The 21,036-nt window shown below is 68.7% G+C and carries 21 protein-coding genes; 12 read left to right on the top strand and 9 right to left on the bottom strand.

The window, feature by feature from the left end; translation table 11 throughout:
• The 3 genes from BGP17_RS12390 to pdeM all read left to right on the top strand — a co-directional run.
• Nucleotides 1-1,378, top strand: a 1,378-nt coding sequence (locus BGP17_RS12390; RefSeq protein WP_286712219.1) for a M20/M25/M40 family metallo-hydrolase, incomplete at its 5' end; no start/stop codon positions are given.
• Nucleotides 1,379-1,419: 41 nt separating this feature from the next.
• Entirely contained in the window at nucleotides 1,420-1,860 is a 441-nt protein-coding gene (locus tag BGP17_RS12395; RefSeq protein ID WP_286712221.1) for a hypothetical protein, read from the top strand.
• A 31-nt stretch (nucleotides 1,861-1,891) separates the two neighbouring features.
• The gene (gene pdeM / locus BGP17_RS12400; RefSeq protein WP_167300211.1) at nucleotides 1,892-2,554 is read left to right on the top strand and encodes a ligase-associated DNA damage response endonuclease PdeM; all 663 of its coding nucleotides are present in this window, start codon (nucleotides 1,892-1,894) and stop codon (nucleotides 2,552-2,554) included.
• Here the strand turns inward: pdeM and BGP17_RS12405 are convergent.
• The 6 genes from BGP17_RS12405 to BGP17_RS12430 form a co-directional block, all read right to left on the bottom strand.
• Nucleotides 2,551-3,255 (bottom strand): GIN domain-containing protein, encoded by a 705-nt coding sequence (locus BGP17_RS12405; protein ID WP_286712223.1) that lies wholly within the window; start codon nucleotides 3,253-3,255, stop codon nucleotides 2,551-2,553. The two genes, pdeM and BGP17_RS12405, sit on opposite strands and share 4 nt — an antisense overlap.
• Nucleotides 3,256-3,292: 37 nt before the next feature.
• Nucleotides 3,293-4,024 (bottom strand): head GIN domain-containing protein, encoded by a 732-nt coding sequence (locus tag BGP17_RS12410; RefSeq protein WP_286712224.1) that lies wholly within the window; start codon nucleotides 4,022-4,024, stop codon nucleotides 3,293-3,295.
• A gap of 117 nt (nucleotides 4,025-4,141) precedes the next feature.
• The gene (locus BGP17_RS12415) at nucleotides 4,142-4,675 is read right to left on the bottom strand and encodes a CarD family transcriptional regulator (RefSeq protein ID WP_086127610.1); all 534 of its coding nucleotides are present in this window, start codon (nucleotides 4,673-4,675) and stop codon (nucleotides 4,142-4,144) included.
• A 540-nt stretch (nucleotides 4,676-5,215) separates the two neighbouring features.
• Entirely contained in the window at nucleotides 5,216-5,554 is a 339-nt protein-coding gene (fdxA, locus tag BGP17_RS12420) for a ferredoxin FdxA (protein WP_167300208.1), read from the bottom strand.
• A 60-nt stretch (nucleotides 5,555-5,614) separates the two neighbouring features.
• On the bottom strand, nucleotides 5,615-5,917 hold the full coding sequence (locus tag BGP17_RS12425; RefSeq protein WP_167300207.1) for an RNA-binding S4 domain-containing protein: 303 nt from the start codon (nucleotides 5,915-5,917) through the stop codon (nucleotides 5,615-5,617).
• Nucleotides 5,910-8,387 carry a helicase-related protein gene (locus BGP17_RS12430; protein ID WP_286712226.1) on the bottom strand — a complete coding sequence of 826 codons (2,478 nt, stop codon included), beginning with the start codon at nucleotides 8,385-8,387 and terminating at the stop codon, nucleotides 5,910-5,912. The genes BGP17_RS12425 and BGP17_RS12430 overlap by 8 nt, the downstream gene beginning before the upstream one ends.
• Nucleotides 8,388-8,640: 253 nt before the next feature.
• Between BGP17_RS12430 and BGP17_RS12435 the strand changes: the two genes are divergently transcribed.
• From BGP17_RS12435 to BGP17_RS12450, 4 genes are all read left to right on the top strand, one after another.
• A complete protein-coding gene (locus BGP17_RS12435; protein ID WP_286712228.1) occupies nucleotides 8,641-10,122 on the top strand; it encodes a M23 family metallopeptidase in 1,482 nt (493 codons plus the stop codon).
• Between the two features lie 127 nt (nucleotides 10,123-10,249).
• On the top strand, nucleotides 10,250-10,672 hold the full coding sequence (locus BGP17_RS12440; RefSeq protein ID WP_167300204.1) for a hypothetical protein: 423 nt from the start codon (nucleotides 10,250-10,252) through the stop codon (nucleotides 10,670-10,672).
• Nucleotides 10,673-10,812: 140 nt separating this feature from the next.
• The gene (locus BGP17_RS12445; protein ID WP_086127617.1) at nucleotides 10,813-11,484 is read left to right on the top strand and encodes a glutathione S-transferase family protein; all 672 of its coding nucleotides are present in this window, start codon (nucleotides 10,813-10,815) and stop codon (nucleotides 11,482-11,484) included.
• 98 nt (nucleotides 11,485-11,582) lie between these two features.
• Complete coding sequence (locus BGP17_RS12450; protein WP_286712230.1) at nucleotides 11,583-12,197, top strand: YbhB/YbcL family Raf kinase inhibitor-like protein; 615 nt, start codon at nucleotides 11,583-11,585, stop codon at nucleotides 12,195-12,197.
• A 687-nt stretch (nucleotides 12,198-12,884) separates the two neighbouring features.
• Here BGP17_RS12450 and BGP17_RS12455 read toward each other — a convergent pair.
• The 3 genes from BGP17_RS12455 to BGP17_RS12465 all read right to left on the bottom strand — a co-directional run bounded on the left by BGP17_RS12455 (nucleotide 12,885) and on the right by BGP17_RS12465 (nucleotide 15,681).
• A complete protein-coding gene (locus tag BGP17_RS12455) occupies nucleotides 12,885-13,880 on the bottom strand; it encodes a GGDEF domain-containing protein (protein WP_286712231.1) in 996 nt (331 codons plus the stop codon).
• Nucleotides 13,881-14,040: 160 nt separating this feature from the next.
• A complete protein-coding gene (locus tag BGP17_RS12460; RefSeq protein WP_167300201.1) occupies nucleotides 14,041-14,586 on the bottom strand; it encodes a peroxiredoxin in 546 nt (181 codons plus the stop codon).
• Between the two features lie 30 nt (nucleotides 14,587-14,616).
• Nucleotides 14,617-15,681, bottom strand: a complete 1,065-nt coding sequence (locus tag BGP17_RS12465) for a phospholipase A (RefSeq protein ID WP_286712232.1) — start codon at nucleotides 15,679-15,681, stop codon at nucleotides 14,617-14,619.
• A gap of 66 nt (nucleotides 15,682-15,747) precedes the next feature.
• Between BGP17_RS12465 and hisN the strand changes: the two genes are divergently transcribed.
• The 5 genes from hisN (at nucleotide 15,748) to pheT (ending at nucleotide 20,931) form a co-directional block, all read left to right on the top strand.
• Nucleotides 15,748-16,542 carry a histidinol-phosphatase gene (gene hisN / locus BGP17_RS12470; RefSeq protein WP_286712234.1) on the top strand — a complete coding sequence of 265 codons (795 nt, stop codon included), beginning with the start codon at nucleotides 15,748-15,750 and terminating at the stop codon, nucleotides 16,540-16,542.
• A 191-nt stretch (nucleotides 16,543-16,733) separates the two neighbouring features.
• A complete protein-coding gene (gene rpmI, locus BGP17_RS12475) occupies nucleotides 16,734-16,937 on the top strand; it encodes a 50S ribosomal protein L35 (protein ID WP_078103280.1) in 204 nt (67 codons plus the stop codon).
• A gap of 14 nt (nucleotides 16,938-16,951) precedes the next feature.
• Entirely contained in the window at nucleotides 16,952-17,317 is a 366-nt protein-coding gene (gene rplT / locus BGP17_RS12480) for a 50S ribosomal protein L20 (protein WP_086127624.1), read from the top strand.
• A 105-nt stretch (nucleotides 17,318-17,422) separates the two neighbouring features.
• A complete protein-coding gene (gene pheS, locus BGP17_RS12485) occupies nucleotides 17,423-18,523 on the top strand; it encodes a phenylalanine--tRNA ligase subunit alpha (RefSeq protein WP_167300198.1) in 1,101 nt (366 codons plus the stop codon).
• Nucleotides 18,520-20,931 (top strand): phenylalanine--tRNA ligase subunit beta, encoded by a 2,412-nt coding sequence (gene pheT, locus BGP17_RS12490; RefSeq protein WP_286712236.1) that lies wholly within the window; start codon nucleotides 18,520-18,522, stop codon nucleotides 20,929-20,931. The genes pheS and pheT overlap by 4 nt, the downstream gene beginning before the upstream one ends.
• Nucleotides 20,932-21,036: the final 105 nt, after the last annotated feature.

The raw sequence follows: 21,036 nt of genomic DNA on the forward strand, positions 1-21,036 counted from the left end.
CGAGGCGCATCTCGACGACAGCCTGGACCGACTCTTCGCGCTGATGCGCGTCCCCTCGGTCTCGACCGATCCCGCCTATGCCGAACAATGCCAGCGCGCCGCCAGCCTGCTGTCCGACGAGCTGACCGGCCTGGGCTTCGCCGCCCGCGTCGCGCAGACGCCGGGCCATCCGATGGTGGTGGCACATCACGACGGCCCGGCGGGCGGGAACGCGCCGCACATCCTGTTCTATGGCCATTACGACGTCCAGCCGGTCGACCCGATCGCGCTGTGGCGGCGCGATCCGTTCGACCCGGTGATCGAGACGCGCGGCGACGGCGCGAAGCAGATCGTCGGCCGCGGCGCGTCGGACGACAAGGGCCAGCTGCGCACCTTCGTCGAGGCCTGCCGCGCCTGGAAGGAAACCGCGGGCGCGCTGCCCTGCAAGGTGACGATCCTGTTCGAGGGCGAGGAGGAATCGGGCTCGAAGAGCCTCGAGCCGTTCCTTCATGCCAATGCCGAGGAGCTGAAGGCCGATTTCGCCCTGATCTGCGACACGCTGATGTGGGATACCGAGACGCCGGGCCTCACCATCGGCCTGCGCGGCATGGCGGCAGGCGAGGTGACGATCCGTGCGGCCTCGCGCGACCTCCATTCCGGCCTCTATGGCGGCGCGGCGCGCAACCCGATCCAGCTGCTCTGCTCGATCCTGGGCGAGATGAAGGACGCCGATGGCCGCGTGACGCTCGCCGGCTTCTATGACGGCGTGCCCGAGCTCGATCCCGTCGTGCGCGGGAGCTGGGATGCGCTCGGCTTCGACGCCGGCGCGTTCCTCGGCGACATCGGCCTGAGCGTGCCGGCCGGCGAGCGGGGCCATGACGTGCTCGAGCAGATCTGGTCGCGGCCGACCGCCGAGGTCAACGGCATCTGGGGCGGCTATACGGGCGAAGGCTTCAAGACGGTGATCCCGGCCGAAGCCCATGCCAAGGTGAGCTTCCGCCTGACCGGTGCCCAGGATCCCGCCAGGGTCTGGGCATCCTTCGAGGAACATGTCCGTTCGCGCCTGCCCGCCGATTGCTCGGTTGCCTTCACCGGGCGCGGCCCCGGCAGCCCAGCGGTCTCGGTATCGAGCGACAGCCCGCCGCTCGAGGCCACCCAGGCGGCGCTGGACGCCGAATGGGGCAAGGCGGCGCTGATCGGCTGCGGCGGGGGCATCCCGGTCGTCACTTCGATCTCGAAGATCCTGGGGATGGACACGGTGCTGGTCGGCTTCGCGCTGACCGACGACAATATCCATTCGCCCAACGAGAAATATGATCTGAAGAGCTTCCACAAGGGCATTCGCTCCTGGGTGCGGATCCTGGCGAAGATCGGCGAGATGGCGAAGATGCCGGCCTGATCGCGCTGGCCCGAATCGACCATCTGGGCTAGATTCGGGCCATGCATGAGGGGGCTCGATTCATCGCTTTGATGCTCGGCGGCGCGGCGCTGGCGGCGTGCCAGCCCGATGCGGCCAAGCCGGTGCAGAAGGCAGAGGCGAGCGAAGCAGCGCCGGCCGCCCCCGCCGCGGCGGCCCCCGCCAGCGCGCCGCTGCGCGACTGGCTGGTCGGCAGCTGGTCGTTCGAGGCCAGTTGCGCGAGCGACTTCATCGCCCATTTTGCCGCCGATGGCAGCCTCGACAATAGCGGCGAGATGGGCGGCTGGGCGCTGGCCGGAAACACCGTGACCGAGACGATCCGCGAGCGCTATGACGCCGCCGCGAGCGACGGCGCCGAGAAGGTGAACCCGCCCGAGACACGCAGCTACACGATCGAGCGCGCCGATCAGGACCATGGCACGATCACCTATCAGGGCCGCAAGGTGCCGATGCTGCGCTGTTGACGGCACGGCCGCGAGGATCGATATCGGCACGATGGTTCCCCTTTCGTTCGCCGGCCATGAGCTGATGGCGCTGCCCGAGGGCGGGCTCTACTGGCCGGCGCGCAAGGCCCTGCTCGTTGCCGACCTGCATTTCGAGAAGGGCAGCTGGTTCGCCGCGCGCGGACAGATGCTGCCCCCCTATGATTCGATCGCGACCCTGCATGCCATCGAGGCGCTGGCGGAGCGCACCCAGGCGCGCGAGCTCTGGTGCCTGGGCGACAGCTTCCACGATTCGGAAGGCTGCGAGCGGCTGCCCGGGGATGCGCGCGCACTGCTCGCCCGCCTCACCGCCCGGCTCGACTGGCGCTGGATCACCGGCAATCATGACAGCCTGCTGATCGATCCCTTTGGCGGCACGATCCTGGAGGAAGCCGAGGTCGACGGGCTGGTCCTGCGCCACGAGGCCGAACCGCGCGATCCGCGGCCCGAGCTTTCGGGCCATTTCCACCCCAAGCTGCGCCTGCGCATCCGGGGGCGGCAAGTGGCGCGACGCTGCTTCGTCGCCTCGCCGACCAAGCTGATCCTGCCGGCCTTCGGCGCGCTCACCGGCGGACTGGATGCGCATCATCCGGAGATCGCCCGCGCAGTGGGGCGCAGCGCGCAGGCGCTGGTCGCGCTCGAGGACCGGCTGCTGCGCTTCCCGCTCGCGGCCTAGCTTCCCCGGCGCGGCTCGAGATCGGCGCATTCCACCGGGCCCTGCCCGATCACCCGGCATTTGGCCGGGCCGAGCACGCGGACCACGCCGCTCGACGTCGCGCTGATCTGGGCATTGTAGCGCACGTTCATCACCAGCGCCCCGCCGCTTCCCGAGACGAGCAGCGCGTCGGCGGTGGTCAGCGCGGCGGCATCGAGGCTGCTGGTGCCATAGAGCCGCACGCGCGTGTGCAGCGCATTGCCCGCCAGCGTCACCGTGCCCGCGCCGGCCAGAGTGACGCCCAGGTCCTGCGCATCGACCTTGCCGATATCGATCCGTCCCGTACCGTTGAGCGAGACGTCGAGACGGTTGCCGCGCATCTCGGCGATCTTCAGCAACGCGCCGCCATTGGTCTGCACCACGCGCAGCCCCGGCACCGCGACCCGGATGCGCGCACCGCTCGCGGTCTTGCCCGCCGCCGATTCCCAGCTCTGCGTGCCGGCATTGATGACCAGCGTGCCCGCCTCGACCCGCACGCTGACCCGGTCGAGCGCGGCACGATCGCCCGCAAGCGTCACGCCGGGCGATCCGGGCACGACTTCCACCGCGAACGGCCCGTCGATGCGCAGCCGGTCGAAACCGGTGACCATCACGACGCGCTCGTCTCCCGGCGCGGCGGCGCCGACGAGCAGCAGCAGGGGAGCGAGGGCGAGCCGATACATGGGCGCACCCTCGCGCGGCTTCAGCGCCGAGGCAAGCTCAGGAGCAATGCGCCTCGCCCGAGCCCACCGCGCTCACCGAGCATTTCGCGCCGCCGGTGAGATCGACGTCGCCCGAGCCCGCGATCGAGACCGAGGCACCGCCCCTGACCACGCCGCGCAGGCTGCCCGAACCGATGACCGAGATGCTGGCGCCGGTGGCGGTCAGCTTGCTGGCGTCGATGTCGCCCGAACCGGCGATCGAGGCGTTGAGCCGGCTGACCGTACCTGCCACGGTAAGGTCTCCGGAGCCCGCGATCGAGAGATCGGCATCGGTCGCGGTGAGCGTGGCGATGCCGAGATTGCCCGAGCCGGCGATCGCGCCGTGGAAAGCGCCTTCGGCCTTGTCGACGCTCATGTTGCCGGAGCCGCTGACGCTCGCACCATCGAGCTTCGGCAGGACGACATGGACCTTCACTCCGCGATCGTTGCTGAACGAGAAGCCGTTGCGGTCCTTGCGGCCAACGCGCAGCGTGCCGTCGACCACCCGGACCTCGAGCTGGTCGAGGATCGCCGTATCGCCCTCGGCCGTGACCGCGAACTGCGCGCCGTTCCGCACCTCGATATCGTCGGGCCCGCGCAGATCGACCTTGGTGAAGCCGTTCGCATCGTAGCTGCGCTTGGCGCCGACGCCACTCGGCTTGACCTTGTGGCCCTCCTTTTCCCAGCTGGCATGGCAGGCACCGGTGGCCGTGAGCGGCAGCAGGGCCAGGGCGATCAGGGCAGCGCGCATCGAAACTTCCTCCCGAAGCAGTATGTGTGTTGGATATATAATACACTATCGATTAGGCAAGGAAAAGGGGCGGTTTTCAAGGCCGCCCCTTCGTTCGGGCTTCGCTGCCGATCGGGATCAGGCCGGAACCTTGTCCTTGTTGTGGATCGCCGCCGCCTTGCGCAGGATCTCGAGGATCTTCTCGAGCGCGGCCGGCTCGTCCACCTCTTCCATCGCCGCGAGTTCGCGGGCGAGGCGGCTGGCGGCCGCTTCGAAGATCTGGCGCTCCGAATAGCTCTGCTCGGGCTGGTCGTCGGCACGGAACAGGTCGCGGACCACTTCGGCGATCGACACCAGGTCGCCCGAGTTGATCTTCGCTTCATATTCCTGGGCGCGGCGCGACCACATGGTGCGCTTGACCTTCGGCTTCCCCTTCAGCGTATCGAGCGCTTCCTTGAGCGTCTTGTCGCTCGAAAGCTTGCGCATGCCTACGCTCTCGGCCTTGTTGGTCGGAACGCGCAGCGTCATCTTTTCCTTTTCGAAGCGCAACACGTAGAGTTCGAGCTGCATCCCCGCAATTTCGGACTTCTGCAGCTCAATCACACGGCCCACGCCGTGCTTGGGGTAAACGACATAATCGCCGACATCGAAGGACAGCGCCTTGGCAGCCATGTGCGAGGAACCTTTCGTGATAACCGGCCCCGACGGGCTCGGCGTCCGCCCCGGCGAATGCAGGGCGGGCTGATCGGGGCGACTTCTCTTTGCTTCTCCGGGCGGAGGCGAGTTTTCCTCCGTCTTGAGCCATTTAACACGTTTGCAATAAAATTACCAGACCGCGTGTGCCGCCTTGCAGCGAAAATATGCAATTAATCGCAGGATTGTGGCTGCCTCTCGACTCGGCCGGCGCCACGAACATGTCCGCGCCATTTCCGCAGTTCGCCGGCCAGGACACCGGCTCCACCTTCTCGGCGGCGCTCAAGAGGTTACTCGACGCAGGTGAGACGCCGCCACCGGGCGCGTTCGTCTGCCGGGTCGACAGCCGTGCTGCGGGGGCAATGCATCCGCCATCCTGCCGGCGGTCGAATTCCGGCCAAACCGGCCCCGCGATCCGGCAAGGGTCCGTAGCCGATTCGAACGTGCTGCGCCGCAGCGACGCGATTCGCCGCCGGCAGAAGGCCGGCGTCCCTGCGGGTGCCGGCCATGCCCGGGGCGCTAGCTGCCCGAACCGGGCTCGGGCGAGAAGAACTGCTCGAACTTGCCCTCGACGCCCTTCATCGCGTCGGCATCGGCGGGCACGTCGCCCTTCTGCGTGATGTTGGGCCAGGACTCCGAATAGCTGCGATTGAGCTCCAGCCACTTTTCGAGGCCGTTCTCGGTATCGGGGAGGATCGCCTCGGCCGGGCATTCGGGCTCGCAGACGCCGCAGTCGATGCACTCGTTCGGATTGATGACGAGCATGTTCTCGCCTTCATAGAAACAATCGACCGGACAGACCTCGACACAATCCATGTACTTGCACCGGATGCAGGCGTCGGTGACGACATAGGTCATGGAAACTGGCCCCTTGGATCGAAGACGTGGGGGTCCTGCTATGCCTGTGGATTCGCTGCGTCAATCAGTTGGCGCTTCCTGCGAGACGTTCGCAGTGACCACCAGGTCCTGATAACAGGCGCGCCCTTCCGCCGGCGGGCCACGCCGAGCGGGCAGCAGCTCGACCCGGATCACCCGCACCTTGCCATAGAGCGGAAAGGCCACGACGCACCCCACGCGCACCGTGGCCGAGCTGCGTTCGACTCGGCGGCCGTCGATGCGCAACAGGCCCTTCTCGGCGATCGCCTGTGCTGCCGAACGCGTCTTGGCGAGGCGCGACCACCAGAGGAACCGGTCGATCCGCATCGCCGCGCCATCAGCCATGCTTCAGCGCCCCGAGCGCCGCAAAGGCATTGTCGCGCGGCGGCGCCTTGGGCGCGGCCGGCGCGACCAGCCCCTGCCAGATCCAGCGTTGCGGCTCGCCCTCGATGGAGCGCGCGGTGCGGAAGCCGAGCTGGGCCATCAACCGGGCCAGCGTCTCGGCGGTGAGCCCCATCGAAGTGGCCAGGGCGGGATCGGGCGCGAAGGGCTTTCGGCCCTGGCGCGCGTCGTGCGCGGCGCGGGCAATGCGCTCGACCAGGTCGACGCGCACCGCCTGGGCGCCCAGCGGGCGATAGCCATGGACGAGATCGGCACCCGCTGCGGCGCGCGGCAATACGGTGGCGCCGTCGGGGGGTGTGTCGGGCAGCCCCATCAGCTCGCGCCGCCAGCGCGCTGCGCCGGGCTTGAGCAGCGCCGGCGCGAAGATGTCGAGCGTCCCGATGGTGACGCCGATCCTGCGCAGCCGCTGGCGCGCCTGCGGGTCGAGCGCTTCCACCAGCGTGGCGGCAGCACGGCGCGGAAGCAGCCCGCCGGCTTCGAGCAGCGCATTGGCGAGTGCGCGCAGCGGCGCGCCGGCCGCCGGATCGCGCGTCGCGGCATCGAGCTTGCCGAGCACGGTCACGCGCTTGCCGACCTGATCGGCGAACCAGCGTTCGAGCCGGGCCTGCACCGCGTTCCTGGCCGCCGGGTCGAGCACGTCGAGCGTGCGATCCAGCCGGATGCGCGGCCGGGCGATGTTGGGCCCGGGCTCCAGAGTCGCCACCGCCACGCCGTTCCAGGCGAGCACCGATCCCGCCAGCGCGATGGCCTCGTCCCCGGCCTCGGCCAGCGCGGCCCCGCGCTTGCGATACTCGCCGCCCAGCCGCTTCTCCGCCGCCGCCAGCAGCATGCGCTTGTCCGCGGCGCGCGCCTCGGGCGCGACGGTGAAGCGAAAGCCGGTGAGCGTGCCCAGGGCATGTTCCTCGACGGTCACTTCGCCTTCGGGCCCGATCGTCACCGGCAGGCTCGAGGCGTCGGCACCGATCTGGCGGAGCAGCACGGTGGTGCGCTTGTCGACGAAGCGCTGGGTCAGGCTGGCGTGCAGCGCGTCGGAGAGCTTCTCCTCCACCGCGCGCGTGCGCTCGGCCCAGTGGACCGGGTCCTCGAGCCAGTCCGCCCGGTGCGCGATATAGGCCCAGCTGCGCGCCGCGGCGATGCGCCCGGCGAGCGTCTCGACATCGCCGCCCATATTGTCGAGCCGCTGGATCTCGTCGGCGAACCATTGGTGCGGCACATGGCCGAACCCTTCGGAAAGATGCCCGAACAGCCGGCCGACGAAGCGGCTGTGCGGCTCGGGCCCGAGCTTGCGGAAATCGGGCAGGCCGCACGCCGCCCAGAGTCGCTTGACCATCGCCGGTGCGCGCACGCGCTGGCGCACCCAATCCTCTTCCGAAAGGCGCTTGAGCACCGCAAGGTCCACTGCCTCGGGCGCCGCGCGCAGCACGGCGTTCTGCGGCCTGGCCTCGAGGCTGGCGATCAGCGCATCGATGCTGGCGAAATCGGGCTCGCCTTCGCGCCAGTAGAGCTTCTCCAGCGGCGGCACCCGGTGCGCCTCGATCGCCAGCACTTCCTCCGGCGTGAAGGCATTGGGGCCTTCCTCGTGCAGCGCGCCGAAGGTCCCGTCCCGTTGATGCCGCCCCGCGCGCCCGGCGATCTGCGCCATCTCGGCCACGGTCAGCCGGCGCTGACGGCGCCCGTCGAACTTGGAAAGCGAAGCGAAGGCGACATGGTGCACGTCCATATTCAGCCCCATGCCGATCGCATCGGTGGCGACGAGATAGTCGACCTCGCCCGCCTGGAACATCGCCACCTGGGCGTTGCGGGTGCGGGGACTGAGCGCGCCCATCACCACCGCCGCGCCGCCGCGCAGGCGCCGCAGCGCCTCGGCGACGGCATAGACTTCCTCGGCGCTGAACGCCACGATCGCCGAACGGCGCGGCAAGCGGGACAGCTTCTTGGCCCCGGCATAGCTGAGCGTCGAGAAGCGCGGCCGGCCGATCACCTCGGCCTCGGGCACCAACGCCTTCAGCATGGGCTTCAGGCTGTCCGAGCCGAGGATCATCGTCTCCTCGCGGCCGCGGGCGCGCAGCAGGCGATCGGTGAAGACATGGCCGCGCTCGGGATCCGCGCCCAGCTGCGCCTCGTCCAGGCCGACGAATGCGACTTCGCGTTCCAGCGGCATCGACTCGGCGGTGCACAGGAACCAGCGCGCCTTGGGCGGCAGGATCTTCTCCTCGCCGGTGATCAGCGCGACTTCGGCGTCGCTGCCCTTCATCCTGACGACGCGATCATAGACCTCGCGCGCCAGCAGGCGCAGCGGGAAGCCGATCATGCCGCTGGCATGGCCGGCCATCCGCTCCACTGCGAGATGCGTCTTGCCGGTGTTGGTGGGGCCCAGCACGGCAGTGATCGGAGAACGCGCGAAACGACTCATTGCGACTCCCAAGATCGTTCCGAGTCGCCCCTTAAGCAACTCCCCCGGATTGGCGATCCGCCTTAACCATGTTGGAAATACTGGCGAATATGCCGAACGCTTCGCTTCATCCGCGAGGCGGCACAACTCGCCGCACGAGGCGGCCCCGAACAGGGTGCTTAATTTGACTTTAAGTCCTGCCTTCCACAGTGATCTTGTCGGTAGCCGGGGGTTTACGGCACGACATCGACGACCTTTTGGGGGGCGTTGCGCCTTGTATCTGCGTAGTGACCATGGAGAGGGGCTGACAGGCGGCGGCGCTTCGGCGCGGGCCACTGCCCCGGCGCGCGGTCTCGCCGCACGCCTGAACGAGCGCTTCGCCGACTTCGAATTCGCGCCGGACCTGGGCTCGCGCATCGGCTCGCTGACCTGGTATCGCGGCGCCGCCACCTGCGTCGCCCTGATCACCGCCACGCTGCTGCTCGCTCCTGGCTTCGAGAATCCGATCTACGGCACCGTCCCCGCGCCACTTTCGGGCGCCGAGTTCGACGCGACCCAGGCCCAGGCGATCAAGCCGCTCGGCATGGGTTCGGGCACCGGCGCCCGCGTTGCCGCGACCGGGCTGGTCGCGCCGCTTTCGGACACGCCGGAACGGCCGATGCTCGAAGGCACCACCAAGCTGGCCTCGGGCGGCGCGTTGTTCGCGACGCTGCTGCGCTCCGGCATCGGCAAGACCGATGCCACGACGGTCAGCAGCATGATCACCAAGGCCGTGGCCCTGGACGAGATCCAGTCCAACACCATGGCCGACTACACGCTGGGCCGCCGCGTCGACAAGTCGCAGCCGCGCCCGCTCGAGAAGCTCGACATCCGCACCCGGTTCGACCAGCGCGTCGAGTTCGTCCGCGCCGGCAACGTGCTTTCGATGCGCGCGATCCCGATCGCGATCGACCGGACGCCGCTGCGCATCCAGGGCACCATCGGCAGGTCGCTCTATCGCTCGGCCCGCGCCGCCGGCGCCCCGGCCAAGGCAGTGGAGAGCTACATCAAGACGCTCGCCACCCGCACGCCGGTCTCGCGGCTCGGCTCGGACTGCAAGTTCGACATCATCGTGGGCCAGGCGCGTGCCGAGACCGGCGAGGTGCAGCTCGGCAGCCTGATGTATGCCGGCGTCAGCGGCTGCCCGAGCAAGGTGCAGCTCGCGCCGTTCGAACAGGGCGGCAAGACCAGCTGGTTCGACGGTTCGGGCAAGGGCAACAGCACCGGCGCGATGGCGATGCCGGCGAACGGCCGCTTCTCCTCGGGCTTCGGCATGCGCCGCCACCCGATCCTGGGCTATACCCGAATGCACCGCGGCGTCGACATCGCCGCGCCCTGGGGCTCGCCGGTCTTCGCCGCGAGCGACGGCGTCGTCCAGTTCGCCGGCCGCAGCAGCGGCTATGGCAACTTCATCAAGGTGACCCATGGCGGCGGCTATGGCACCGGCTATGGCCATCTGAGCCGCATCTATGTGCGGGGCGGCGAGCATGTGCGCCGCGGGCAACGGATCGGCGCGGTGGGCAATACCGGCCTCTCGACCGGCCCGCACCTCCATTACGAACTGTATCGCAACGGCATGGCGGTGAACCCGCGTTCGGTTTCGTTCACCAGCACGCAACAGCTTACCGGCGGCGACCTCGGTGAGTTCAGGTCCCAGTTGAACCGCCTGCTCTCGGTGCCGATCGGGCACGGCGCGGTGAAGGACGCCGAGGACTAGGCTCCCGCGCAAGGCCCCGGCCTTCCCTTCCGGCCAAGGGAGCCACGGCTCGTCGCAACCCGTTCCACGAACGCGGGCCATTTGTGCTATGGGCACGGGATATCCGAGTCCGACTCCGGAGCGTATCATGCGTCTCGTCTTCACTGCCGCCCTGTTCTGCACCGTCGCGATGCCGGCGCTCGCCCAGCAGTCGCAGCCCGCATCCACCCGCGACAAGGCCGAGGCGCTCGCCCGCGCCCTGAACAACCCGATGGTGCAGGAAGGCGCGGCAGCCATGCTCGCCAACCTTGCCGGCATCGTGCTCGATACCCGGGTTGGCCCCATCGCGCGCTATGCCGATCCTCGGATCGGCGAGCAGGATACGCTGCGCGACATCCAGCGCCGCAACGATCCCGATTTCGAGAAGCACTTCCACCAGGACGCGCGCGCAGCCGTCGCCGTCGCGGGCAAGCTCACCGACGGCGCGCTGCAGATGCAGGATTCGCTCGACCAGACCGCCACCCGGCTCCGCGCGGCGCTCGCTCCCCTGCGCGCCGCGCTCAAGAACTGATCCGCCCGCGCAACGATCGCACCTCTTCCCGCGGGCGAAGGGGCGACCGGCAACCATATGGCGCGCTGCAGCGCGTCTCGGACGCAAGCCGCGTCCGCAAGCGCTTTACGCAGGCGCGTCCCGAGTCCTAAAGCGAGCCGATGTGGCAGCTTTACCAATTCCCGCTCTGTCCCTTCTCGCGCAAGGTCCGGCTATTGCTGGGCGAAAAGGGCGTGGGCTACGAGCCGGTACGCGAATCGCCCTGGCTGCGGCGCGACGAGTTCCTCGACCTGAATCCCACCGGCCAGGTGCCGGTGATGGTCGATGACGAGCGCGGCGTCACGCTGATCGATTCGCAGGTGATCTGCGAGTTCTTCGAGGAGACGGTGAACAAGGCGCCGATGCTCAACGGCACCGCCACCGATCGCGCCGAGATCCGGCGCCTCGCGATCTGGTTCGACACCAATTTCTATGCCGAGATCACGGCGCCCCTCCTCCACGAGCGGATGCTGAAGCGCATCGTCTACAAGCAGTCGCCCGACGGCCAGGCCCTGCGCAATGCAATGAAGGCGGCGGTCAATCATCTCGACTATATCGATTATCTGCTCGATCACCGTACCTGGCTCGCCGGCCCGACGATGAGCCTCGCCGACCTTGCCGCCGCAGCGCAGATCTCGATCGCCGATTATCTGGGCGGGATCGACTGGAAGAGCCACGAACAGGCCAAGGGCTGGTACATCCGAATGAAGAGCCGCCCGAGCTTCCGCCCGCTGCTGAGCGAGCGGATGGAAGGGATCCCGCCGCCCGCCGACTACGAGAAGCTCGACCTCTAGCCCGTTCGACCTCCCCCTCGTCCTCCCGTCTGCACAGGAATGACGAAGCATGGGAGCCTCGCGCCTTCTCGTCGGTTCAAGGCGGACAGGAGAACGCGATGTTCGAACATCTTCCCCGCTGGCTCGGCAAGGCGCTGAGCCCGTTTCGCGCCGGAGCCGACAAGCTGGCGATCGTCCGGCCCGAACTGGCCGGCGAAGGCGTGATCCACCTCGCCAGCCCGGCCTTCGCGAACGGCGCGCGGCTGCCCGATCGCTTCACCGCCGACGGCGAGGGCAGCTCGCCGCCGCTTTTCTGGACCAGCGTGCCCGAAGGCACCGCGCGGCTGGTGCTGATCGTCGAGGATCCCGACGCGCCGACGCCGCAGCCGGTGGTGCACGCGATCGTCTGGGGCCTGCCGATCGACGGCGACCTCAAGCAAGGCGAGATCGCGCCCGATGGAGAGGGCAATCCGGAAGGAGAGGATGTCGGCCGCAACAGCCGCTTCGTCGAGGGCTGGCTGCCGCCCGATCCGCCCAACGGGCATGGCGAGCATAGCTATGCCTTCCAGCTCTTCGCGCTGAGCGAAGGGGAGGATCCCGGCGAGAATCCGGGCCGGGGCGCCATCCTGCGCGCGATGGAGGGCCGGGTGATCGCCGCCGGGCTGCTTACCGGCACCTATTCGCGCGGCGAGCAGGCCCCGATCGGGCCGGTGGGAGCCGGTGCCGCCGCCTGATCCGCGATCGGCAAGGCGAGATCGCCCGGCGAGAAGGATGGCCAGGCCATCGCCCCATGCATGGGGTGCGCGGCGCCGATGCGGCGGCCATTCGGGATTGGGCCTGGATTCTAGCGCTCATGTCCGGAGCGCGTCACGGATCTCTCGGCGGTTTCGGACATCGCGGCATCCCGGTGGAATGCCCGGCGAAGCCGGTAGGGGCGGGCCGAGGTTCCGCCATGGGGGCCGCCGCCGGGCGGTCCGGCAGGGTTCAGCCGATGTGGCTGAAACCCTGCAGGCCGACCGTGGCGATCGTCATTGCGGTGATGGCGAAGGAAGCCAAACCGATCATCAGGCTACGCGTCATGCTTATCCTCTCCGTTCCGTCCGGTTCGCTGCGGGTCACGCGATCGGAACCACGGGCGAGGAGAAGAGCACGATGGCATAGGTGAGAACGACGGCGCCGATGACGGCAACGCTGTGCTGGAACGAGCTGATACGAACGGCCATGGTAGTTACTCCCTGTATTCTCGGCTGCCGGACCATCCGGCGTTGCCGATGCCAGATGGATTGCAGGGAGCGTGCCAGTTTTCTAAGTGATTGATTTCATTGAGTGCACGTAAGAAAGTTACGCGTGGTTGGGAAATTTCACGCCAAGCTATGGTGCAATTTCCCAATCAAAGGCGGACAGCTTCTGTCCGATTCCGGTCAATCGACGCGGATGCAGTTCCGGCCGCCATTCTTGGCGGCGTAGCAGAGCTGGTCGGCGCGGTGGAACACGGTGCCGAACACTTCGCCCGGGGCCGCCGGGCTGAGACCGGCGGAGAAGGTGATCTCGCCCAGGGGAGCGTCGGTCTCACGCAGGCGGTAGCGCTTGGCGGAAACGGCGATGCGGGCGCGATCGAGCACCGCGCGCGCGACCCTGAGGTCGAGGCCGGTGAACAGGACCACGAACTCCTCGCCGCCATAGCGCGCGACGAGGTGGCCCTTGCAGGTCTCGGACAGCGCTTCGCCGAGCGCCTTCAGCACCCGGTCGCCCACGACATGGCCGAACCGGTCGTTGACCGACTTGAAATGATCGACGTCGCACACGGCCACGCAGATCCGCGCGCCGGTCGAGGCCTGGACGGCATATGCTTCCTCGAAGGCCCGGCGATTGGGCAAGCCGGTCAGCGGGTCGCGACGGGCGTTGTCGCGCGCTTCCTCGAGCTTGGTGCGCAGCTCGCTGGCTTCGCGATTGGCGGTCTCGAGCCGCTCCTCGGCATTGCGGACCCGCTCGAGCATCGTCGCGGTGATGCGGGCGACCTCGATATCGTCGCCACCCGAGCTGCGCATCGCCTGTGCGCTGGCGGCGAGGTCGCGGCCGAAATCCTTGGTCTCGGCGCGCATCGCGGTGACCATGTCCTGGAAGCCCTCGACCTGCATCTGGGTCTGGGCGACCAGGCCCTGGGCCTTCTCGATCGTGGCGGTGGGCGTGCCGGCGACCGGGTGCACGTCGCAGCCCAGCGTCTCGATGTCGCGCCGGGTGAGGCGGACGCCACCATCGGTCAGCGCGTGCACCGCCCGGGCGAGCGGGCCATCGGGGTTGGCGAGGAGCTGATAGGCGAAGGCATAGTTGGCCGGATCGGGATCCAGCCGCTGGTCCACCAGAAACTCTCCGATGCGGTCGTACAGGCTACGTGCGGCCTGGGAACCGCTTGCCATCCGAACGGCCTTGGCCGCGACCATCTGCCTCAATTCCTCACCAGAAAATTGGTCCCGACGGTGCCGCCCCGCAACACCGCCACGCCGTGCAGATTAGGGCCCAACTGCTAATATCCGGTGAGCAAAGCTTGCGGACTCGTGAAAATATCGCCGCCGCAAATCAATGCTTGTGCGCTGCCCGGTATTTCTGGACCGCTTCGAGCGAGAGCCGGATATGCCCCGCCGGGCTCATGTCCGAATGGACGAAGAGCACCTTGCCGTCCGGCGCGATCACATAGGAGGTGCGGCTGGTGATCTTGGTGGCGGTGCCGTCGGGCCGGGTCAGCGCCACGTCGTAATTCTTGACGATTTCGGGACTGGCCGCGGCGACGGCGAACTTGCCGGCACATTTCTCCGCCGAAAAGGCCTCGAGCTTGTCGATATTGCCCGCGGTCATCCCGATCACGCTGGCGCCGGCCTTCTGGAAATCGGGCAGCGCCTCGGCAAAGGCATGCGCCTCGGCATTGCAGCCCTCCGTGAAGGCGGCAGGGAAGAAATAGAGGACGACCGGCCCCTTCTTCAGCGCCGCCTTGAGGTTCACCGTGAAGGGCTTGCCCGCCATCGCGCCGGGCGCAGTGAAATCGGGGGCGCGTTGCCCGGCCTTGAGCGCGGCGGCGGCCGGCACGGCGAGCGACAAGGCGGCGGCGGCGATCAGCAATTTGCGCATGGCGATCCTCCTGAAGGTGCTTGCCGGCGGCTAGCGCGTCAGCGCGATGCCGATCCGGGCATGGGTGTCGTTCCGGCGATAGTCGTCCAGTGCCTCGCCATAGCCGGTAAAGGCCTGGCCGAAGATATAGAAGCCGACCCCCTTGGCAATCCGCGCCAGGGGATAGGAGACGAACAATTCGGCCGCGCCCTTGCCCGTCTCGAAATTGCCGCGGCCGGTGAGCGAAAGCTTCAACCCGTCCTGCTGGCCGATCGCGGCGGTGAGGCTGGTATAGCCGAAATAATCCTTCACGTCCGGCGCGGTTCCGAGCCGGCCGACATAGAACCAGGCCTGGGGCGCGACATCGAGATGCCAGTCGCCGCCCAGGTCGAAGCGCTTCTCGGCGCGCAGGAACACCCGGTTGAGGTCGACCGAGTCGGCCACGCCGCGCCCGTTCGAATCATGGCGATAGCCGAGCGCCACCTTGGTGGTCTCGCCAAAGGGAATGTCGGCATAGACTTCGGGGCTGTAATTGGTCGAGCGGAACGGGCCCGAGGGCCGGTTCAGCGCCCAGAACATCGTCTGGGTATAGGCGAAGCGCAGATTGCCGAGCTTGAGCGGCGCCTTCTCGCCGAAGGGGCGGAAAGCGAAGCTCACTTGCAGCTTGCCGCCGGCATCCTTCAATCCGAACGCGCCATAGATCGGCTCGTGCGGCTCGAACCGGTCGACGAACGCCGCCGAGCTGCCGGTCGCGCTCTGCACCGCCGTCTCGCCCTCGGGTATCTCGGCGGCGGCATGCTGCTCGGCGGGCGGCACCGCGCGGCCCGCCAGGCCCACCGGCACATAGCGCGCCTTCGCAAAGCCGTGCGGCGCCACCGTCGGCAACGGCCCCGGCGCACGCTCGAGGACGAGGCGGGTGCCGTCCACCGCGGTGATCTCGATCTGGCGCGGGCCGGCATCGGAGACGGGCAGATCGCCTTCGTTGATCAGGAACACTTCGACGCCGCGCAGCGCCTCGGCCTCCGAGCCGGGCTGGGCGGGCACGGCGCGCAGGCCCTGCGCCGCGGCGGGCGTGGCGGCGAGAAACGCGATCGGAATCAGCAGGCGGCGGCGCATCGGCGGGTTGAGTGGCAGGGCTTTGTGACCTTGGCGAGTCAAAATCTCGGGGCTAGGGCGTGTCGAATGCCCGTGACCGCAGCCGATATCGCCCTTGCCGAACGCCTTGCCGATGCGGCGGGCGCGGCGATCCTACCCTATTTCCGTGGCGCGCACGGCCTCGAGGCGAAGGACGACCAGTCTCCGGTCACGCTCGCCGACCGCGCCGCCGAGGAAGCGATGCGCAAGCTGATCATCGCGGAGCGCCCGATGGACGGCATCCAGGGCGAGGAGTTCGGCATGCGCGAAGGGACGAGCGGGCGCCTGTGGGTGCTCGACCCGATCGACGGCACGCGCGCCTTCATCGCCGGCCGCCCGATCTTCGGCACGCTGATCGCCCTGATCGAGGGGGGCTGGCCGCTGCTCGGCATCATCGACCAGCCGGTGACGAGGGAGCGCTGGCTGGGCGTCATGGGGCGGCCGACCCTGTTCAACGGCAAGCCGGCCGCCACGCGCCGCTGCCGCGACCTCGACCAGGCGATCCTCGCCACCACTTCGCCGGCGCTGTTCGGCGACGACCAGCTCCATGCGTTCGAGCATCTCGACAGCGCGGTGATGAGCACGGTGCTGGGCGGCGACTGCTATAATTATGGTTGCGTCGCGAGCGGCTGGATGGACATCGTCGTCGAGGCGGGGCTCAAGCTGCACGACTTCGCCGCGCTGGTGCCGATCGTCGAGGGCGCGGGCGGGCGGATGTGCGACTGGCAGGGCGACCCCCTGCATGCCGGGAGCGACGGCGAAGTGATCGCTGCCGGCGACCCGGCGCGGATCGACGACATCCTCGAGGCGCTGGCCTGCCGGGGGCATGATCACGGCCATTGATGGAAGGGCCGCGGCGGCTTGCCTGCCCCGGCCCCGGGGCGCCATCCTCGCCCCTTCGCCGATAGCCCTCCGACTCGGCTTGCGCCGGCCCGGGCTTTGCGCTAGGGGGCCCGCTTTCCGCGATCGTAGGGATGCGCCGGCTGTATGGGCTGCCGCGCGTGTCCGCAATCGTCGAACTCAAGGAGACGAAAATGCCCAAGCTCAAGACGAAGAGCGGCGTGAAGAAGCGCTTCAAGCTCACCGCCACCGGCAAGGTGAAGCACGGTGTGGCCGGCAAGCGCCACCGGCTGATCAGCCACAACGCCAAGTATATCCGCCAGAACCGCGGCACCTCCGTGCTCGCCGATGCCGATGTCGCGCACATCAAGGCATGGGCGCCCTACGGTCTGAAGTAAGGAGGGCCTGACAAATGGCACGAGTTAAGCGTGGTGTTACCACCAAGGCCAAGCACAAGAACATCCTGGAACAGGCGAAGGGCTATCGCGGCCGTCGCAAGAACACGATCCGCATCGCGCGCCAGGCCGTCGAGAAGGCCGGCCAGTACGCGTATCGCGACCGCAAGGTTAAGAAGCGGACCTTCCGCGGCCTGTGGATCCAGCGCATCAACGCCGGCGTCCGCGCCGAGGGCCTGACCTATTCGCAGTTCATGCACGGGCTGAAGCTCGCCGGCATCGAGCTGGACCGCAAGGTCCTGGCCGATATCGCGATGCATGAAGGCGAAGCCTTTACCGCCATCGTCGCGCAGGCGAAGGCGGCTCTGCCCCAGGCCGCCTGAGCGACCTGACGCGAGACGGGAAAATGGGGCGCCGGTGGCAACACCGGCGCCCTTTTTCTTTGGCCGCGCCCCCGCTAGAGGCTCCCTCGACCAAATGAGGATTTGATGACGACCGATCTGGACCAGCTCCGCACCGACCTGCTCGGCGCGATCGACGCCGCGGCGGGGCTCGAGCCGCTCGAAGCGGTGCGCGTGCACGCGCTCGGCAAGCAGGGCGCGATCACCGGCCTGCTCAAGACGCTGGGCGGGATGAGCCCCGAGGCCCGCCAGGAACAGGGCCCGCGCATCCATGGCCTGCGCGAAGCGGTGACCGAGGCGCTGGCGGCGCGGAAGGCGGCGCTGGAGAAGGCGGCGCTCGACGCGCGGCTCGCCAGCGAGACCCTCGACATGACGCTGCCGGTGGACGGCGTCGCCGCCGGGTCGGTGCACCCGGTGAGCCAGGTGATGGACGAGCTGGCCGAGATCTTCGCCGATCTGGGCTTCACGGTCGCCACCGGGCCGGAGATCGAGGACGACTGGCACAATTTCACCGCGCTCAACATTCCCGAGACGCATCCCGCGCGGGCGATGCACGACACCTTCTATTTCCCGCGCGAGGCGGACGGCAGCCAGAAATACCTGCTGCGCACCCACACTTCGCCGGTGCAGATCCGCACCATGATGGCCGACAAGCCGCCGATCCGGATCATCGCGCCGGGCCGCGTCTATCGCTCGGACAGCGACGCGACGCACACGCCGATGTTCCACCAGATCGAGGGCCTGGTCATCGACAAGGGGATCACGCTCGGCCACCTCAAATGGACGCTGGAGACCTTCCTCAAGGCATTCTTCGAGCGCGACGACATCGTGCTGCGACTGCGCCCGTCCTATTTCCCGTTCACCGAGCCGAGCGCCGAAGTCGATGTCGGCTTCACCTGGCAGAACGGCAAGCGCGTGATCGGCGGCGATCCGCGCGCGAGCGAGAATGGCGGCTGGATGGAAGTGCTCGGCTCCGGAATGGTCCACCGCAAGGTGATCGAGGCCGCCGGGCTCGACCCGGAGGAATGGCAGGGCTTCGCCTTCGGCACCGGCGTCGATCGCCTCGCGATGCTCAAATATGGGATGGACGATTTGCGCGCCTTCTTCGACGGCGATCTGCGCTGGCTCAGGCATTACGGCTTCTCGGCGCTCGACGTGCCCACGCTGAGCGGAGGAGTGGGCGCATGAAGTTCACCCTGAGCTGGCTCAAGGAGCATCTGGATACCGACGCCTCGCTGACCGACATCGAGGAGGCGCTGACCCGCGTCGGCCTCGAAGTGGAGGGCGTGGAGAATCCGGGCGAGAAGCTGAACGGCTTCCGCGTCGCCAAGGTGCTCACCGCCGAGCGCCACCCCCAGGCGGACAAGCTGCAGGTGCTGACCGTCGACACCGGCGCGCAGGTGCTGCAGGTCGTCTGCGGCGCGCCCAATGCCCGAGCGGGGCTGGTCGGCGTGCTCGGCACGCCGGGCGCGGTCGTGCCGGCGAACGGCATGGCGCTCAAGATCGCCGCGGTGCGCGGCGTCGAATCGAACGGCATGATGTGCTCGACGCGCGAGCTGGAGCTGGGCGACGACCATGACGGCATCATCGAGCTGCCGGCCGATGCGCCGGTCGGCGCGGCGTTCGCCGACTATGCCGATCTGAACGACCCGGTGTTCGACATCTCGATCACGCCGAACCGCCAGGACTGCATGGGCGTGCGCGGCATTGCGCGCGATCTCGCCGCGGCGGGGCTCGGCACGCTCAAGCCGCTCGATGCCGAGCCGGTGGCGGGCGAGGGCGCGGGCCCCGAGGTGAAGATCGAGGCACCCGAAGGCTGCCCGGCCTATTATGGCCAGGCCGTCAGCGGCGTGACCAACGGCGCATCGCCCGACTGGATGCAGCGCCGGCTGAAGGCGATCGGCCAGCGCCCGATCTCGGCGCTGGTCGACATCACCAACTATGTGATGATCGACCTGGGGCGCCCGCTGCACGTCTATGACAAGGCGAAGCTCTCGGGCGCGCTGACGGTGCGCAAGGCCAGGGCCGGCGAGCAGGTGCTGGCGCTCAACGAGAAGACCTACACGCTCGACGAGACCATCACCGTGATCGCCGACGCGAACGGCGTGCACGATATCGGCGGCATCATGGGCGGCGAGGACACCGGCGTGTCCGAGACCACCACCGACGTCGTGATCGAATGCGCGTTCTTCGACCCGGACCATATCGCCCGCGCCGGCCAGAAGCTGAACCTGACCAGCGATGCACGCTCGCGCTTCGAGCGCGGCGTCGATCCGGCGTTCCTCGAGGACGGCATCGCGATCGCGACGCGGCTGGTGCTCGCGCTGTGCGGCGGCACGGCGAGCGCGGTGACGCGCGCCGGCAAGCTCCCGCATGTGGGCATCACCACCGGTTACGATCCCAGGCTCGCCGAGACCCTGGGCGGCCTCGCGGTGCCGGCGGCGCGGCAGGTCGAGATCCTCGAGAGCCTGGGCTTCACCGTCCAGCCGCTCGACGGCAATGGCGACCCTGTCGACCTCGATCGCGGCTTCGACATGCTGCGCGTCACCGCGCCGAGCTGGCGCCGCGACGTGGACGGCCCGGCCGACCTTGTCGAGGAAGTGATCCGCATCGCGGGCATCGACAATGTCCCCTCGACGCCGCTTTCGCGCCTGCCGGGCGTGGCCCGGCCGACCGCGACCCCCGAGCAGAAGCTCGAGCGCAAGCTGCGGCGCACCGCGGCGGCGCGCGGACTCAACGAGGCAGTGACCTGGAGCTTCGTCTCCGAAGCCGAGGCGGCGCCGTTCGGCGGCGGCGCCTGGACGCTGGCCAATCCGATCAGCGAAGACATGAAGGTGATGCGCCCGTCACTGCTGCCCGGCCTGCTCGGCGCGGTGGAACGCAACCTCAAGCGCGGCGCGCCTTCGGTGCGGTTGTTCGAGCTTGGCCGGCGCTATCTGGCAGAGGCCGAGCGCCCGACGCTCGGCGTCCTGCTCGCCGGCGCGAAGCGCCCGCGCGGCTGGCAGGGCGGCAAGGCGCAATCCTTCACCGCCTTCGACGCCAAGGCCGAGGCGCTGGCGCTGCTCGAGGCCGCCGGCGCGCCGGTGGCGAACCTGCAGGTGATGGGCGAGGCGGGCGATGTCTGGCATCCGGGCCAGTCGGCGACGCTGCGCCTGGGGCCGAAGACGGTGCTCGCGGCGTTCGGCATGGTCCATCCGAGCGTGCTCAAGGCCTTCGATCTCGACGGCGATGTCGCCGCGGTCGAGCTCTATCTCGATGCGCTGCCCAGCAAGCGCGGCGGCACGGGCTTCATGCGCACGGCCTACACGCCGCCCGCGCTCCAGGCCGTGACGCGCGACTTCGCCTTCCTGGTGCCGGACAGCCTGGCGGCGGGCGATCTCGTCCGCGCCGTGAAGGGCGCGGACAAGGCGGCGATCGTCGATGCCCGGCTGTTCGACGTCTTCACCGGCACCGGCGTGCCGGAGGGGCAGAAGAGCCTGGCCATCGAAATCACGCTCCAGCCGGGCGAGAAGAGCTTCACCGACGAGGCGTTGAAGGCGATCGCCGACAAGGTCGTCGCTGCCGCGGCGAAGCTGGGCGCGGCGCTGCGGGGCTGAGCCGCATCCCCCTCCTCCCCCGGATGGGAGAAGGAGGGGCCGTCTCGGCGCGCGGCAATCCTGGCCCCAGGCGTGATCCGGGGTTCGGCACCCAGGGCGCCGCGG

It is taken from the genome of Sphingomonas sp. 67-41 (assembly GCF_001899725.1).
Lineage (GTDB): Bacteria > Pseudomonadota > Alphaproteobacteria > Sphingomonadales > Sphingomonadaceae > Sphingomonas > Sphingomonas leidyi.

Coding starts and splice junctions, on each gene's coding strand:
- BGP17_RS12395 (WP_286712221.1), top strand. CDS start 1,420: ATGCATGAGGGGGCTCGATTCATCGCTTTGATGCTCGGCGGCGCGGCG.
- pdeM (WP_167300211.1), top strand. CDS start 1,892: ATGGTTCCCCTTTCGTTCGCCGGCCATGAGCTGATGGCGCTGCCCGAG.
- BGP17_RS12405 (WP_286712223.1), bottom strand. CDS start 3,255: ATGTATCGGCTCGCCCTCGCTCCCCTGCTGCTGCTCGTCGGCGCCGCC.
- BGP17_RS12410 (WP_286712224.1), bottom strand. CDS start 4,024: ATGCGCGCTGCCCTGATCGCCCTGGCCCTGCTGCCGCTCACGGCCACC.
- BGP17_RS12415 (WP_086127610.1), bottom strand. CDS start 4,675: ATGGCTGCCAAGGCGCTGTCCTTCGATGTCGGCGATTATGTCGTTTAC.
- fdxA (WP_167300208.1), bottom strand. CDS start 5,554: ATGACCTATGTCGTCACCGACGCCTGCATCCGGTGCAAGTACATGGAT.
- BGP17_RS12425 (WP_167300207.1), bottom strand. CDS start 5,917: ATGGCTGATGGCGCGGCGATGCGGATCGACCGGTTCCTCTGGTGGTCG.
- BGP17_RS12430 (WP_286712226.1), bottom strand. CDS start 8,387: ATGAGTCGTTTCGCGCGTTCTCCGATCACTGCCGTGCTGGGCCCCACC.
- BGP17_RS12440 (WP_167300204.1), top strand. CDS start 10,250: ATGCGTCTCGTCTTCACTGCCGCCCTGTTCTGCACCGTCGCGATGCCG.
- BGP17_RS12445 (WP_086127617.1), top strand. CDS start 10,813: ATGTGGCAGCTTTACCAATTCCCGCTCTGTCCCTTCTCGCGCAAGGTC.
- BGP17_RS12450 (WP_286712230.1), top strand. CDS start 11,583: ATGTTCGAACATCTTCCCCGCTGGCTCGGCAAGGCGCTGAGCCCGTTT.
- BGP17_RS12455 (WP_286712231.1), bottom strand. CDS start 13,880: ATGGCAAGCGGTTCCCAGGCCGCACGTAGCCTGTACGACCGCATCGGA.
- BGP17_RS12460 (WP_167300201.1), bottom strand. CDS start 14,586: ATGCGCAAATTGCTGATCGCCGCCGCCGCCTTGTCGCTCGCCGTGCCG.
- BGP17_RS12465 (WP_286712232.1), bottom strand. CDS start 15,681: ATGCGCCGCCGCCTGCTGATTCCGATCGCGTTTCTCGCCGCCACGCCC.
- hisN (WP_286712234.1), top strand. CDS start 15,748: ATGCCCGTGACCGCAGCCGATATCGCCCTTGCCGAACGCCTTGCCGAT.
- rpmI (WP_078103280.1), top strand. CDS start 16,734: ATGCCCAAGCTCAAGACGAAGAGCGGCGTGAAGAAGCGCTTCAAGCTC.
- rplT (WP_086127624.1), top strand. CDS start 16,952: ATGGCACGAGTTAAGCGTGGTGTTACCACCAAGGCCAAGCACAAGAAC.
- pheS (WP_167300198.1), top strand. CDS start 17,423: ATGACGACCGATCTGGACCAGCTCCGCACCGACCTGCTCGGCGCGATC.
- pheT (WP_286712236.1), top strand. CDS start 18,520: ATGAAGTTCACCCTGAGCTGGCTCAAGGAGCATCTGGATACCGACGCC.